We start from the raw sequence: 13,985 nt of genomic DNA on the forward strand, positions 1-13,985 counted from the left end.
CTTCGGTCGTGGATCGACAAGATTCGCATGGCGCGGCTTTCGGGCTGCGGTCATGCAAATCATTGGATCTGCAACTTTTCGAGTTGTAGTTTCTTAACTCATGTGATTAGCAAGTTCATAAGAGCAAACGGTGAATGCCTTGGCATCTGGAGCCGAAGAAGGACGTCGTAATCTGCGATAAGCCTCGGGGAGCTGATAAACGAGCTGTGATCCGAGGATTTCCGAATGGGGAAACCCCGCCAGGCCCCTTGTGGTGACCTGGTGACTCCCGCCTGAATATATAGGGCGGGTAGAGGGAACGTGGGGAAGTGAAACATCTCAGTACCCACAGGAAGAGAAAACAACAGTGATTCCGTCAGTAGTGGCGAGCGAACGCGGAAGAGGCTAAACCGAGTCATGTGTCATACCCGGCAGGGGTTGCATGTCCGGGGTTGTGGGACTTTTCGTTCCGGTCTGCCGGCCGGTGAACGTTACAGCGCATCATAGACGAACAGGTTTGAACGCCTGGCCAGAGCGGGTGCGAGCCCCGTAGTCGAAATGGTGTTATGGCGTGAAGAGTATCCCAAGTAGCACGGGGCCCGAGAAATCCCGTGTGAATCTGTCAGGACCACCTGATAAGCCTAAATACTCCCAGATGACCGATAGCGGACAAGTACCGTGAGGGAAAGGTGAAAAGTACCCCGGGAGGGGAGTGAAATAGTACCTGAAACCGTTTGCTTACAAACCGTCGGAGCCTCCTTGTAGGGGTGACGGCGTGCCTTTTGAAGAATGAGCCTGCGAGTTAGTGCTCTGTGGCGAGGTTAACCCGTGTGGGGCAGCCGTAGCGAAAGCGAGTCCGAATAGGGCGATTCAGTCGCAGGGTCTAGACCCGAAGCGAAGTGATCTATCCATGGCCAGGTTGAAGCGACGGTAAGACGTCGTGGAGGACCGAACCCACTTCAGTTGAAAATGGAGGGGATGAGCTGTGGATAGGGGTGAAAGGCCAATCAAACTTCGTGATAGCTGGTTCTCTCCGAAATGCATTTAGGTGCAGCGTTGCGTGTTTCTTGCCGGAGGTAGAGCTACTGGATGGCCGATGGGGCCCAAAAGCTTACTGACGTCAGCCAAACTCCGAATGCCGGTAAGTGAGAGCGCAGCAGTGAGACTGTGGGGGATAAGCTTCATAGTCGAGAGGGAAACAACCCAGACCACCAACTAAGGTCCCTAAGCGCGTGCTAAGTGGGAAAGGATGTGGAGTTGCACAGACAACCAGGAGGTTGGCTTAGAAGCAGCCACCCTTGAAAGAGTGCGTAATAGCTCACTGGTCAAGTGATTCCGCGCCGACAATGTAACGGGGCTCAAGCACGCCACCGAAGTTGTGGCATTGACATTAGTGGTAGGCCTTCGTGGTCCAGCCGTGTTGATGGGTAGGAGAGCGTCGTGTGGCGAGTGAAGCGGCGGTGTGAACCAGCCGTGGATGCCACACGAGTGAGAATGCAGGCATGAGTAGCGAAAGACGGGTGAGAAACCCGTCCTCCGGAAGACCAAGGGTTCCAGGGTCAAGCTAATCTTCCCTGGGTAAGTCGGGACCTAAGGCGAGGCCGACAGGCGTAGTCGATGGACAACGGGTTGATATTCCCGTACCGGCGAAGAACCGCCCAAGACAATCCAGTAGTGCTAAGTATCTGAATCCCTTTGATGGATCCCTTCGGGGTGAAGCGTTGGGCCTAGCGTACGACCCCGTGCTGGTGCGTTTAGCGTATTAACAGGTGTGACGCAGGAAGGTAGCCGAGCCGGGCGATGGTTGTCCCGGTCTAAGGATGTAGGGCGAACGATAGGCAAATCCGTCGTTCACGTAGCCTGAGATCTGATGGGTAGACGCAAGTCGAAATCGGTGATCCTATGCTGCCAAGAAAAGCATCGACGCGAGGTTCTAGCTGCCCGTACCCCAAACCGACTCAGGTGGTCAGGTAGAGAATACTAAGGAGATCGAGAGAATCGTGGTTAAGGAACTCGGCAAAATGCCCCCGTAACTTCGGGAGAAGGGGGGCCTGAGGCGTGAACGGACTTGCTCCGGGAGCGTTCGATGGCCGCAGAGACCAGTGGGAAGCGACTGTTTACTAAAAACACAGGTCCGTGCTAAGTCGCAAGACGATGTATACGGACTGACGCCTGCCCGGTGCTGGAAGGTTAAGAGGAACGGTTAGCCGCAAGGCGAAGCTGAGAATTTAAGCCCCAGTAAACGGCGGTGGTAACTATAACCATCCTAAGGTAGCGAAATTCCTTGTCGGGTAAGTTCCGACCTGCACGAATGGCGTAACGACTTCCCAGCTGTCTCAACCGCGAACTCGGCGAAATTGCATTACGAGTAAAGATGCTCGTTACGCGCAGCAGGACGGAAAGACCCCGTGACCTTTACTATAGTTTGGTATTGGTGTTCGGTGTGGCTTGTGTAGGATAGGTGGGAGACTGTGAAGCGGGCACGCTAGTGTTCGTGGAGTCATTGTTGAAATACCACTCTGGTCACTCTGGATATCTAACTTCGGACCCTAATCGGGTTCAGGGACAGTGCCTGATGGGTAGTTTAACTGGGGCGGTTGCCTCCTAAAGAGTAACGGAGGCGCCCAAAGGTTCCCTCAACCTGGTTGGCAATCAGGTGGCGAGTGTAAGTGCACAAGGGAGCTTGACTGTGAGACTGACAAGTCGAGCAGGGACGAAAGTCGGGACTAGTGATCCGGCAGTGGCTTGTGGAAGCGCTGTCGCTCAACGGATAAAAGGTACCTCGGGGATAACAGGCTGATCTTGCCCAAGAGTCCATATCGACGGCATGGTTTGGCACCTCGATGTCGGCTCGTCGCATCCTGGGGCTGGAGTAGGTCCCAAGGGTTGGGCTGTTCGCCCATTAAAGCGGTACGCGAGCTGGGTTTAGAACGTCGTGAGACAGTTCGGTCCCTATCCGCTGCGCGCGCAGGAAATTTGAGAAGATCTATCCCTAGTACGAGAGGACCGGGATGGACGAACCTCTGGTGTGTCAGTTGTTCCGCCAGGAGCACCGCTGATTAGCTACGTTCGGAACGGATAACCGCTGAAAGCATCTAAGCGGGAAGCCGGCTTCGAGATGAGATTTCCATCCCTTCGGGGGAGAGGCTCCCAGCCAGACGACTGGGTTGATAGGCCGGATGTGGAAGACAGGACTAAAGACTGTCGGAGCTGACCGGTACTAATAAGCCGATAACTTGATAATCACTACACTCATACCGTTGTAAAGGCTGGTAGGAGTGGCCAGAGATTGCTTGCGTCCACTTTGTGGTTCCCAGAAGACGGGCACCCCGCGTCCTCCTTGGGGAGGAGCGGAACAATTGAATACACGCACGGCGTGTAACCCAGATTTGACCATGTGCCTTCGGGTGCGTGTGTCGCCAGGGTTACGGCGGCCATAGCGAGAGGGAAACGCCCGGTCACATTCCGAACCCGGAAGCTAAGACTCTCAGCGCCGATGGTACTGCAGGGGGGACCCTGTGGGAGAGTAGGACACCGCCGGACACCATTCACGATGGCCACCCAGAAATGGGTGGCCATCGCTGTTTAACCGGTCGGTCTCTGTTCGAGGAGGAACAGGGCCGGCTGGAGCGACGATGATCGTCGTCGCCCGACTCCGGAGCGAGGAGCAGCGATGAATCAGGACGACCCGAGGGGCGATCCAGGATCGAGTCCGTTCGAGAACGGCTCTGAAGTCGTGGAGGAGCTCGGTCTCACCGGCGAGCTCCTCCGGATCGAGCAGACTCCGCTCGGCGAGAGGGCTGCCGGATACCTCCTGCTGCAGGAGCAGCTCCGTGTCCGACTCGAGAATGCGGATCGCGACCGATGACCGACGACTCGCGACTCGACTCGGCTCTCGCTGATCGTGGCATCGCCCGTTCGCGCACGCATGCCGCCCGGATGATCGCCGACGGGCTGGTGACGGTGGACGGCGTCCCTGCGCTGAAGCCCTCGATCCGCGTGCGCGAGGATCAGGACGTCGCCGTTGCCGGCCTCGATCACTACGTCAGCCGGGCGGCCCACAAGCTGCTCGCGGCGCTCGACACCTTTGTGACCGTGCGAGTGGCCGGCCGGCATGCGCTCGACGTCGGCGCATCGACGGGCGGGTTCTCGCAGGTCCTGCTCGAGCGCGGCGCCGCGTCGGTGATCGCGCTCGACGTCGGGCACGCTCAGCTCGCCCCGCGGATCCGGTCGGACGATCGTGTCAGCGTGGTGGAGGGGTTCAATGCGCGGGATCTCACCGCCGCCCGGCTCGCCGAGGCCGCGAAGACGGACATCGTCCCGGATCTGGTCGTGTCCGACGTGTCCTTCATCTCCCTCCGGATGGTGCTGCCCCCGGTCGCCGCGTCCGTGGATCCGCTCGCCGATTTCGTGGTGCTGGTGAAGCCGCAGTTCGAGGTCGGGCGCCTCGGGGTGCGGGAGGGCATCGTCCGGGATCCGGAGCTGCGTCGCGAAGCACTCTCGGACGTCCTCTGGTCGGCGTGGGACCTGGGGCTCGGCGTCGTCGGGCTGGCCGAGTCGCCACTCCCGGGTGGCGCTGGGAATCGCGAGTATCTGGCGCACCTCCACCGCGACCGCGGAACGATTCCGACAGAATGGAGGGACGCGGTCACCGCGCTCACCACCGGATGACGCGATCGTGTCCGCCGCTGTCGACCGACCAGAAGGACACACCCTCGATGCAGTCCCCTCGTGACGAGCGCAACATCCTCGTCGTCGCCCACACCGGACGGACGGACTCCCTCGATGCGGCGGTCCTCGTCGTCGAGCGCCTCCGGAACTCCGGCGCCCACCCCGTCCTCTGCGCCGACGACAAGGGCGACATCGTCGCGGTCGCTCCGGATCTGATCGACGTCGCCGTGCTCGGATCCGACGTGCCGCTCGAGTCCATCGAGCTCGTCTTCGTGCTCGGCGGGGACGGGACCATCCTCCGCGCGGCGGAGATCGTCCGATCCGGGACGGCGCCGCTGCTCGGCGTGAACCTCGGCCACGTCGGATTCCTCGCCGAGAGCGAGCGGGACGATCTCGACGACGCCGTCGCGCGCGCGCTCGACGGCGACTACACGGTCGAGGAGCGGATGACGCTGCAGGTCCGCGTCAAGATCGACGAGGCCGTCGTCTACGAGACCTGGGCCCTCAACGAGGCCACCGTCGAGAAGGGCAGCCGCGAGCGCATGCTCGAGGTCATGGTCGGCGTCGACGGACGTCCGCTGTCCAGCTTCGGCTGCGACGGCATCGTCGTGTCCACTCCGACAGGGTCCACTGCGTACGCCTTCTCGGGCGGCGGCCCCGTCGTGTGGCCGACCGTCGAGGCGATGCTCCTCGTACCGCTCAGCGCCCACGCGCTCTTCGCACGGCCCCTCGTCGTGGGTCCGTCCTCGAGCCTCGCCGTCGAGGTCAAGGAGAGGACCGACGGCGTCGGCGTCCTCTGGGCCGACGGCCGGCGTGCGTACGAGCTGCCGCCGGGTGCCCGCGTCGTCTACCGGCGCTCGCCCGTGCCCGTGCGCTTCGCGCGTCTGCACGACGCCCCCTTCACCGATCGACTCGTGCACAAGTTCGGTCTCCCCATCCGCGGATGGCGGGGGTCGGCGGAGACGGAGTAAGGCCCGATGCTCGAAGAGCTGCAGATCCGCGACCTCGGAGTGATCGCCGAGGCGACGCTCCCGCTCGGACCGGGCTTCACCGCGGTCACCGGCGAGACCGGAGCCGGCAAGACGATGGTGGTCACGGCGCTCGGTCTCGTGCTGGGCGCGCGCTCGGACGCGTCCGCGGTGCGCTCGGGAGCGAAGCAGGCCTGGGTGTCCGGCCGCTGGCTGGTCCCCGAGGAGGGCCCGGTCGCCGAGCGCGTCCACGACGCCGGCGGCGATCTCGACGGCCCGGAGCTGCTGCTCGCGCGGTCGGTCTCGGCGGAGGGACGCGGCCGCGCCATCGTCGGCGGCCGCAGCGCACCGGTCAGCGTGCTGAGCGAGCTCGCCGATCAGCTGGTCGTCGTGCACGGGCAGTCGGACCAGATCCGCCTCCGCTCCGCCGCGGCGCAGCGCGAGGCCCTCGACCGGTTCGGCGGACCCGATCTCGCCCACGCCCTCCGCGACTACGCGAGCGCCTTCGAGCGCTGGCGGGCCAACCGGGAGGAGCTCGACTCCCTCACCGAGGCCCGCGAGACGCGCGCCCGCGAAGCCGAGCGGCTCCGCTCCGCCCTCGCCGAGATCGAGGTGGTCGCTCCCCAGCGCGGTGAGGACGTCGAGCTCGCTGCGCAGTCCGCCCGGCTCGGGAGCATCGAGCAGTTGCGGCTCGCCGCCGGCGAGGCCCGCGAGGCGATCTCGTCCGAGGAGTTGGACGGGCGGGACGCGCTCGGTCTCCTCGAGACGGCGCGGCGCGTGCTGGAGAGAGCGGCCGAGCACGACGCCGCCCTGCAGCCGACCGTCCAGACGCTCGGAGAGGCGGCGGTGCTCCTCGTCGACGCCGCAGGCTCGCTATCGTCGTACCTGGCGGAGCTCGACCTCGACGGCGCGCACGACCTGGAGCTGATCGAGAACCGGAGGGCGGAGCTCTCTCTGCTCGCCCGCACCTACGGACCGACGCTGGACGACGTGCTCGACCTGGTCGACTCCTCCGGACTGCGCCTGCTCGAGCTCGACGGCGACGACGAGCGGATCGCGGCTCTCGAGGCCGACACCGCTGCCGACGCGGACCTCGTCGACCGCCTCGCGACCCGCCTGACCGAGCTGCGGTCCGCGGCGGCCGCCGAGCTGGGGGAGCGGGTCAGCGACGAGCTCACCGCGCTGGCCATGGCCGATGCGCGCCTGCACGTGACGGTGACGGCCGCGGGGGAGCCGAGCGCCCACGGGCGCGACTCCATCGAGATGCTGCTCCAGCCGCACACCGGGGCCGCGCCCCGGCCCCTCGCCCGGGGCGCCTCGGGAGGCGAGCTCTCGCGAGTGATGCTCGCGATCGAGGTCGTGGTCGCCGCCAACGATCCCGTGCCGACGTTCGTCTTCGACGAGGTCGACGCAGGGGTGGGAGGCGCGGCGGCGATCGAGATCGGCCGGCGGCTCGCGCGGCTCGCCGAGACCTCGCAGGTCATCGTCGTGACCCACCTCGCGCAGGTCGCCGCCTTCGCCACGAACCACCTCCGCGTCGAGAAGGGCTCGGACGGAGCCGTGACCTCGAGCGCCGTGACGCAGCTCGACTCCGAGGAGCGGGTGTCCGAGATGGCACGCCTCCTCTCGGGGCTCACCGACTCCGCCAACGCTCTCGCTCACGCGCGGGAGCTCCTCGAATCGAGCCGGCGGGGCTGACCGCGAGCGGCCCCGGACGACATCGGTCCGTCCAGGGCGGTCCGCCGCTGCCGTTCTGCTGTTACGGTGGAACCCCGTGGTGGACTTTACGAACGCGGGCCTTTCCTCTTCTTCTCCCTCGGATCCCGAGGGCTCCTCCGGGTCCTCGACCCGGAGCGCTTCGACCCTCGGGCAGGACGCCCCCTCGAAGATCACGAAGCACATCTTCGTCACCGGCGGTGTCGTCTCCTCGCTCGGCAAGGGCCTCACTGCAGCGAGCCTCGGCAACCTGCTGACCGCGCGCGGGCTGCGCGTCGTCATGCAGAAGCTCGACCCGTACCTCAACGTGGATCCGGGGACGATGAACCCGTTCCAGCACGGCGAGGTCTTCGTGACCGACGACGGCGCCGAGACCGACCTCGACATCGGCCACTACGAGCGCTTCCTCGACATCAACCTGAACCAGGCCGCGAACGTCACGACCGGCCAGATCTACTCGCGGGTCATCGCCCGCGAGCGCGCCGGCGAGTACCTCGGCGACACGGTCCAGGTCATCCCGCACATCACGGACGAGATCAAGCGGCGCATGCGCCTCCAATCGGAGGACGACCCGCAGCCGGACGTCATCATCACCGAGATCGGCGGCACGGTCGGCGACATCGAGAGCCAGCCGTTCATCGAATCGGCCCGCCAGGTCCGCCACGAGCTCGGCCGCCGCAACGTCTTCTTCGTGCACGTCTCGCTGGTTCCCTTCATGGGCGCCTCCGGCGAGCAGAAGACCAAGCCCACCCAGCACTCCGTCGCGGCGCTGCGCTCGATCGGCATCCAGCCGGACGCCCTGGTGCTGCGGAGCGACCGGCCCGTGTCGGAGTCGAACAAGCGCAAGATCGCGCTGATGTGCGACGTCGACGAGCAGGCCGTGGTCAACGCGAAGGACGTCGCGTCGATCTACGAGATCCCGCAGATGCTCAACGAGCAGGGCCTCGACGCCTACATCATCGACCAGCTGGGCCTCCCGGCCGGCGAGGTCGTCTGGGACGGCTGGTCGCGACTGCTCGAGGCCGTTCACGAGCCCAAGCACGAGGTGACCATCGGCCTGGTCGGGAAGTACATCGACCTGCCCGACGCCTACCTCTCGGTGACGGAGGCTCTGCGGGCCGGCGGCTTCGCGCAGCAGACGAAGGTCGCGATCCGCTGGATCGCCTCCGACGGCCTCGAGGACCCGGAGGCGGCAGCCAAGGCGCTCTCCGAGCTCGACGGCATCTGCGTGCCCGGCGGCTTCGGCATCCGCGGCATCGAGGGCAAGCTCGGCGCGCTGCGCTTCGCTCGGGAGAACGGGATCCCGACGCTCGGGCTCTGCCTCGGCCTGCAGTGCATGGTCATCGAGTACGCCCGCAACGAGGCGGGCCTCGAGGGGGCCTCGTCGTCGGAGTTCGACCCGGAGACCGAGTTCCCCGTCATCGCGACGATGGCCGAGCAGGTCGAGATCCTCGCGTCCGGGGACATGGGCGGCACGATGCGCCTCGGCCTCTACACGGCCGAGCTCGCCGAGGGCTCGATCGTCGCCGAGGTGTACGGCGCTCCGGAGGCGGCCGAGCGCCACCGCCACCGCTACGAGGTCAACAACCGCTACCGCGACCGGATCGCCGAGGCGGGGCTCTGGTTCTCGGGTCTCTCGCCCGACGGCCACCTCGTGGAGTACGTCGAGCTGCCCCGCGAGAAGCACCCCTACTACGTGGGCACGCAGGCGCACCCGGAGCTCCGCTCGCGCCCGAACGCCGCGCACCCGCTGTTCCGCGGCCTCGTGACCGCCGCCCTCGAGCGCCAGGAGGCCTCGCGCCTCTTCCCGGCATCGGAGGCGGGCGCCGATGAGTGAGCCGCTGTCGGACGAGCTCGTCGAGCCGGAGGTCCTGACCAGTGAGCGCGTCTTCGACGGGATGGTCTGGGGCGTCCGCGCCGAGACGTTCCGCTACGGCGGCGGCGAGCTGCGCCGGGAGTTCCTCGATCACACGGGAGCCGTCGCGGTGCTGGCCCTCGACGACGAGGACCGCATCGCCCTGATCAAGCAGTACCGGCACCCGGTCCGCTCCCGCGAGTGGGAGATCCCCGCCGGCCTGCTCGACGTGGAGGGCGAGGATCCGCTGGTCGCCGCTCAGCGGGAGCTGGGCGAGGAGACGGACCTGCGGGCCGAGCGCTGGGACCTGCTCTCGGAGTTCGCGACCTCGCCGGGAGGCAGCGACGAGGTGATCCGGATCTACCTGGCCCGCGGGCTCTCGTCCACCGGCTCCGCCTTCGACCGCGAGGCCGAGGAGGCCGACATGGAGCTGCGGTGGGTGCCGCTGGACGAGGCGGTCGAGGCGGTCCTCGCCCGCCGGGTGCAGAATCCCTCGCTGACGATCGCGGTGCTCGCCGCGCACGCGTTCCGCGCGCGCAGCTGGGACGGGCTGGGCGACGCGTCCTCGCCGTGGACGCGCCACCCGCGGGTCCGCCACCCCCGGGGGTGAGCCCCCGCGCCTGCGCCGAGGCGTACCTCCGGCAGGCGAGCGTGGAGCGCGGGCTCTCGGCGCACACGCTCGCGGCCTACCGGCGCGACCTGGAGCTCTACCTCGGCTGGCTCGAGGAGCGCGGGAGCGTGGATCTGGCGCAGCTCGGACGGGTCGATGTGGGGGAGTTCTCCTCCTGGCTGGCCGCACGACCGGAGCGGCCGCTCGCGGCCAGCTCGCGCGCACGGATCCTCTCGAGCGTCCGCGGGCTGCACCGCTTCGCCCTCGAGGAGGGGGTCGTCGCGGACGACGTGGCCCGGGACGTGGTGCCGCCGAAGATCCCGATGACCCTGCCGAAGGCGGTCACGGTCGAGCAGATGGCGGCGCTGCTCGACGCGGCGCGCGGCGAGGAGCTCGCGGAGCTGCGGGACCGGGCGCTTCTGGAGCTGCTCTACGCGACGGGCGCGCGCATCTCGGAGGCGGTCGACCTGAACGTCGACGACGTGGTCGACGCGGAGGTGGTGCGGCTGACGGGCAAGGGGTCGAAGCAGCGGATGGTCCCGCTCGGCCGCTACGCCCGCGAGGCGGTCGAGGAGTACCTCGTGCGCGCGCGGCCCGAGCTCTCTCGGAGGGGACGCGCGACTCCGGCGCTCTTCCTGGGGGTCCGCGGCAGCAGACTGTCGCGGCAGAGCGCCTGGCTGGTCATCCGCGCCGTCGCCGAGAAGGCCGGGCTGGACCGCGAGATCTCGCCGCACACCTTCCGGCACTCGTTCGCGACCCACCTGCTCGCGGGCGGCGCGGACGTCCGCGTGGTGCAGGAGCTCCTGGGGCACGCCTCGGTGGCGACGACGCAGATCTACACGCTGGTGACGGCGGACACGCTCCGGGACGTCTACACGTCCGCGCACCCGCGAGCGCGGCGCTAGAGCCGCGGCCCCGTGCGGCGGGGCGCGGCGGCCGGGGAGCGGGGCGCCGGTACACTCGTCGGAGGCCGCGCGGGAGCGCACGCCGCCACGGAAGCGAGGACGACGCAGGTGACACGCAAGACGGACGACAAGGCCGAGCTCACCGGTCTCGAAGCCCCGACGCTCGGCCCGACCGGCCGCCCCCTGCGCGACTTCCCGCTGCCGGTGGAGCTCACCGGCCACGGCCCCGCTCGGATCATCTCCCTCTGCAACCAGAAGGGCGGCGTCGGTAAGACGACGACGACCATCAACCTGGGCGCGACGCTCGCCGAGTACGGCCGCCGCGTGCTGGCCATCGACTTCGACCCGCAGGGCGCCCTCTCGGCCGGCCTCGGCGTCACCACCTACGACGCCATCACGATCTACGACCTGCTCCTCGGCACCGTGAAGGACCCGGCCGAGGCGATCCGGAAGACTCGCGTGCCGGGCCTGGACGTCATCCCGGCCAACATCGACCTCTCCGCCGCCGAGGTCCACCTCGTCAACGAGGTCGCGCGCGAGCAGATCCTCGCCCGCGTGCTCCGCAAGGTGAGCGCCGACTACGACGTCATCCTGATCGACTGCCAGCCCTCGCTGGGCCTGCTCACGGTCAACGCGCTCACCGCGAGCCACGGCGTGCTCATCCCGCTCGAGTGCGAGTTCTTCGCGCTGCGCGGCGTGGCCCTGCTGATCGAGACGATCGATAAGGTCCGCGACCGGCTCAACCCGGTGATCGAGCTCGACGGCATCCTGCCCACGATGTACGACTCGCGCACCCTGCACTCGCGGGAGGTGCTCGACCGCGTGGTCGACGCCTTCGGCGACAGCGTCCTCGAGACGGTGATCGGCCGCACGGTGAAGTTCCCGGACGCCAGCGTGTCCGGCGTCCCGATCACCCAGTTCGCGCCCGAGCACAACGCCGCGAAGGCGTACCGCAAGCTCGCCAGGGAGCTGATCTCGCGTGGCGCGGTCGCCTGAGGTCCTCCTCGAGGAGCGCACCGCTCCCACCGGGTTCCACCTCGCGCTGACCAACTTCGAGGGTCCGTTCGACCTCCTGCTGAGCCTCATCGCGAAGCAGCAGGTCGACATCACCGAGATCGCGCTGAGCGCCGTGACGGACGAGTTCCTCTCGTACCTGCACGGGATCGACTCGCTCGAGGGGCTCGACCGCGCGTCGGAGTTCCTCGTCGTCGCCGCGACCCTCCTCGATCTGAAGATCGCCGGACTCCTGCCCCAGGGCGAGCTGGTGGACGCGGAGGACGCGGCGCTGCTGGAGGCGCGCGACCTGCTGTTCGCCCGGCTCCTGCAGTACCGGGCCTTCAAGCAGGTGTCGTCGTGGTTCGCCGAGCGGATCGCGGTCGAGACCGCCCGACACGTGCGCGACGTGCCCCTGGAGGAGGAGTACCGGTCCGCGAAGCCGGAGCTCGTCTGGACCCTGTCGCCCGCGGACTTCGCCGCCCTCGCGACCGTCGCCCTCGCTCCGCGCGAGCTGCCGACGGTGGGTCTGGACCACCTGCACGCCCCGCAGATCAGCATCCGGGAGCAGGCCGCCCACGTGGTGGCGGTGCTGCGCGCCCGCGAGCGGGCCACCTTCGGCGAGCTGATCGCGGACGCCGACGAGAAGGGCGTGATCGTCGCGCGCTTCCTGGCCGTGCTCGAGCTCTACCGGCACGCCGCGATCTCGTTCGACCAGCCGGAGCCGCTCGGCGAGCTCACGCTGCGCTGGGTCGCGGAGCACTGGAGCGACGCGAGCCTCGCCGCGCTCGGAGCCGACTATGACTCCTGACGCCGGTCCCGGGACCGTCGCCTTCGAGATCGACCGGGCGATCGAGGCGATCCTGATGGTCGCGGACGAGCCGCAGCCGCTCGCCTCCCTCGCGACCGCGCTGTCGAGGCCGATCGCCGTGGTCCGCCAGTCGATCGAGCGCCTGGTCGCCGACTACGACGGCGCCGACGGGGCGATCCGCCGGGGCTTCGAGCTGCGCGAGGTCGGTGCGGGCTGGCGGATCTACGTGCGCCGCGAGTACGACCCGGTGGTCAAGGAGTTCGTCCTGACGCAGAATCCGACGCGGCTCTCGCAGGCGGCGCTCGAGACGCTCGCCGTGATCGCCTACAAGCAGCCGGTCTCGCGCGGTCAGGTCGCGCAGATCCGCGCGGTCAACGTCGACTCCGTCGCGCGCACCCTCCTCGGCCGCGGCCTCATTGCGGAGGTCGGCCACGACCCCGAGACGGGCGCGGTCCTCTACGGCACCACCGAGCAGCTGCTCGTGCACCTCGGCCTCACCTCGCTCGACGAGCTGCCGAAGATCTCCCCCCTACTGAGCGACGGAAGAGACGGATTCGATGAGCGCGCCTGACAGCGGCCCCGACGGCGAACGACTGCAGAAGGTCCTCGCGGCAGCGGGGGTCGCCTCCCGACGAGTGGTCGAGGAGATGATCGTGGCGCGGCGGATCCGCGTCAACGGCGAGGTGGCGGACGAGCTCGGCCGCCGCATCGATCCGGCGACCGACCGGATCGAAGTCGACGGGGTCGCGGTGCAGCTGGACACCTCGCGCCGCTACGTGATGCTCAACAAGCCGATCGGCGTCGTCAGCTCACTGGCGGACGAGAACGGCCGCACCGACCTCAGCCTCTACACGAAGAACTTCGAGGAGCGGCTGTTCAACGTCGGACGCCTCGACGCCGAGACCTCGGGCCTGCTGGTGCTGACCAACGACGGCGAGCTCGCGCACGTCCTCGCGCACCCGTCGTTCGGAGTGACGAAGACCTACATCGCGAAGGTGCACGGACAGGTCCTCCCGCAGACGATCGCGACGCTGACCTCCGGGATCGAGCTCGACGACGGACCGGTGGCCGCCGACAAGGCTCGGCTCCTCGGCCGGCCGGAGGGCCGCTCGAACGCCTCGCTCGTCGAGATCACCCTGCACTCCGGGCGCAACCGGGTCGTCCGCCGGATGATGGCGGCGGTCGGGCACCCGGTGATCGAGCTCGTGCGACGCCAGTTCGGGCCGCTGCACCTGGGCACCCTCCGCTCGGGCGACTTGCGCGACCTGACGCGCGATGAGCTGGGCGCGCTGCTCACGATCGCGCGTCAGGGCGGCGAGGCGGTGGCGGCCGCTCCCGCGGCCCCCTCGAAGAAGGCGAGCGCGGGTGCCCGGCGGCCCCGGCCGGACAGCGGCGAGCGCGGCGCCCCGGCGGAGCGCGGCTCGGCCGGGCGCTCCTCGGACCGTGCCGGATCCTCCGGACGGTCGTCCGATCGCGG

General features: G+C 67.6%; 9 protein-coding genes, 2 rRNA genes and 1 pseudogene. All 12 read left to right on the forward strand.

Annotated elements, in window-relative coordinates; genetic code table 11:
• Nucleotides 1-107 precede the first annotated feature (107 nt).
• Nucleotides 108-3,223: ribosomal RNA gene (locus GSU45_RS06435) — 23S ribosomal RNA — on the forward strand.
• A 182-nt stretch (nucleotides 3,224-3,405) separates the two neighbouring features.
• Nucleotides 3,406-3,522, forward strand: a 5S ribosomal RNA gene (gene rrf / locus GSU45_RS06440).
• 321 nt (nucleotides 3,523-3,843) lie between these two features.
• A complete protein-coding gene (locus tag GSU45_RS06445) occupies nucleotides 3,844-4,650 on the forward strand; it encodes a TlyA family RNA methyltransferase (protein WP_159913652.1) in 807 nt (268 codons plus the stop codon).
• Between the two features lie 47 nt (nucleotides 4,651-4,697).
• Nucleotides 4,698-5,621 (forward strand): NAD kinase, encoded by a 924-nt coding sequence (locus GSU45_RS06450; RefSeq protein WP_159913654.1) that lies wholly within the window; start codon nucleotides 4,698-4,700, stop codon nucleotides 5,619-5,621.
• Nucleotides 5,622-5,627: 6 nt separating this feature from the next.
• The gene (gene recN, locus GSU45_RS06455) at nucleotides 5,628-7,316 is read left to right on the forward strand and encodes a DNA repair protein RecN (RefSeq protein WP_159913656.1); all 1,689 of its coding nucleotides are present in this window, start codon (nucleotides 5,628-5,630) and stop codon (nucleotides 7,314-7,316) included.
• Between the two features lie 190 nt (nucleotides 7,317-7,506).
• Entirely contained in the window at nucleotides 7,507-9,171 is a 1,665-nt protein-coding gene (locus GSU45_RS06460; protein ID WP_104222604.1) for a CTP synthase, read from the forward strand.
• Complete coding sequence (locus tag GSU45_RS06465) at nucleotides 9,164-9,799, forward strand: NUDIX hydrolase (protein WP_159913658.1); 636 nt, start codon at nucleotides 9,164-9,166, stop codon at nucleotides 9,797-9,799. Before GSU45_RS06460 ends, GSU45_RS06465 begins: the two co-directional genes overlap by 8 nt.
• Entirely contained in the window at nucleotides 9,796-10,704 is a 909-nt protein-coding gene (gene xerD, locus GSU45_RS06470) for a site-specific tyrosine recombinase XerD (protein ID WP_159913660.1), read from the forward strand. The genes GSU45_RS06465 and xerD overlap by 4 nt, the downstream gene beginning before the upstream one ends.
• Nucleotides 10,705-10,812: 108 nt before the next feature.
• Complete coding sequence (locus GSU45_RS06475; RefSeq protein WP_104255453.1) at nucleotides 10,813-11,700, forward strand: ParA family protein; 888 nt, start codon at nucleotides 10,813-10,815, stop codon at nucleotides 11,698-11,700.
• Nucleotides 11,684-12,508, forward strand: coding sequence for a ScpA family protein (locus tag GSU45_RS06480; RefSeq protein WP_159913662.1), 825 nt, complete (start codon nucleotides 11,684-11,686; stop codon nucleotides 12,506-12,508). The genes GSU45_RS06475 and GSU45_RS06480 overlap by 17 nt, the downstream gene beginning before the upstream one ends.
• Nucleotides 12,498-13,079, forward strand: a complete 582-nt coding sequence (scpB, locus tag GSU45_RS06485; RefSeq protein ID WP_159913664.1) for an SMC-Scp complex subunit ScpB — start codon at nucleotides 12,498-12,500, stop codon at nucleotides 13,077-13,079. The genes GSU45_RS06480 and scpB overlap by 11 nt, the downstream gene beginning before the upstream one ends.
• A pseudogene (locus GSU45_RS06490) lies at nucleotides 13,066-13,818 on the forward strand (pseudouridine synthase); the annotation flags it as partial. The gene scpB and the pseudogene GSU45_RS06490, both read left to right, overlap by 14 nt.
• Nucleotides 13,819-13,985: the final 167 nt, after the last annotated feature.

It is taken from the genome of Rathayibacter sp. VKM Ac-2801, assembly GCF_009834245.1.
Lineage (GTDB): Bacteria > Actinomycetota > Actinomycetes > Actinomycetales > Microbacteriaceae > Rathayibacter.

Excerpts from the sequence above, each read along its gene's own strand:
- GSU45_RS06445 (WP_159913652.1), top strand. The coding sequence starts at position 3,844 with ATGACCGACGACTCGCGACTCGACTCGGCTCTCGCTGATCGTGGCATC.
- GSU45_RS06450 (WP_159913654.1), top strand. The coding sequence starts at position 4,698 with ATGCAGTCCCCTCGTGACGAGCGCAACATCCTCGTCGTCGCCCACACC.
- recN (WP_159913656.1), top strand. The coding sequence starts at position 5,628 with ATGCTCGAAGAGCTGCAGATCCGCGACCTCGGAGTGATCGCCGAGGCG.
- GSU45_RS06465 (WP_159913658.1), top strand. The coding sequence starts at position 9,164 with ATGAGTGAGCCGCTGTCGGACGAGCTCGTCGAGCCGGAGGTCCTGACC.
- scpB (WP_159913664.1), top strand. The coding sequence starts at position 12,498 with ATGACTCCTGACGCCGGTCCCGGGACCGTCGCCTTCGAGATCGACCGG.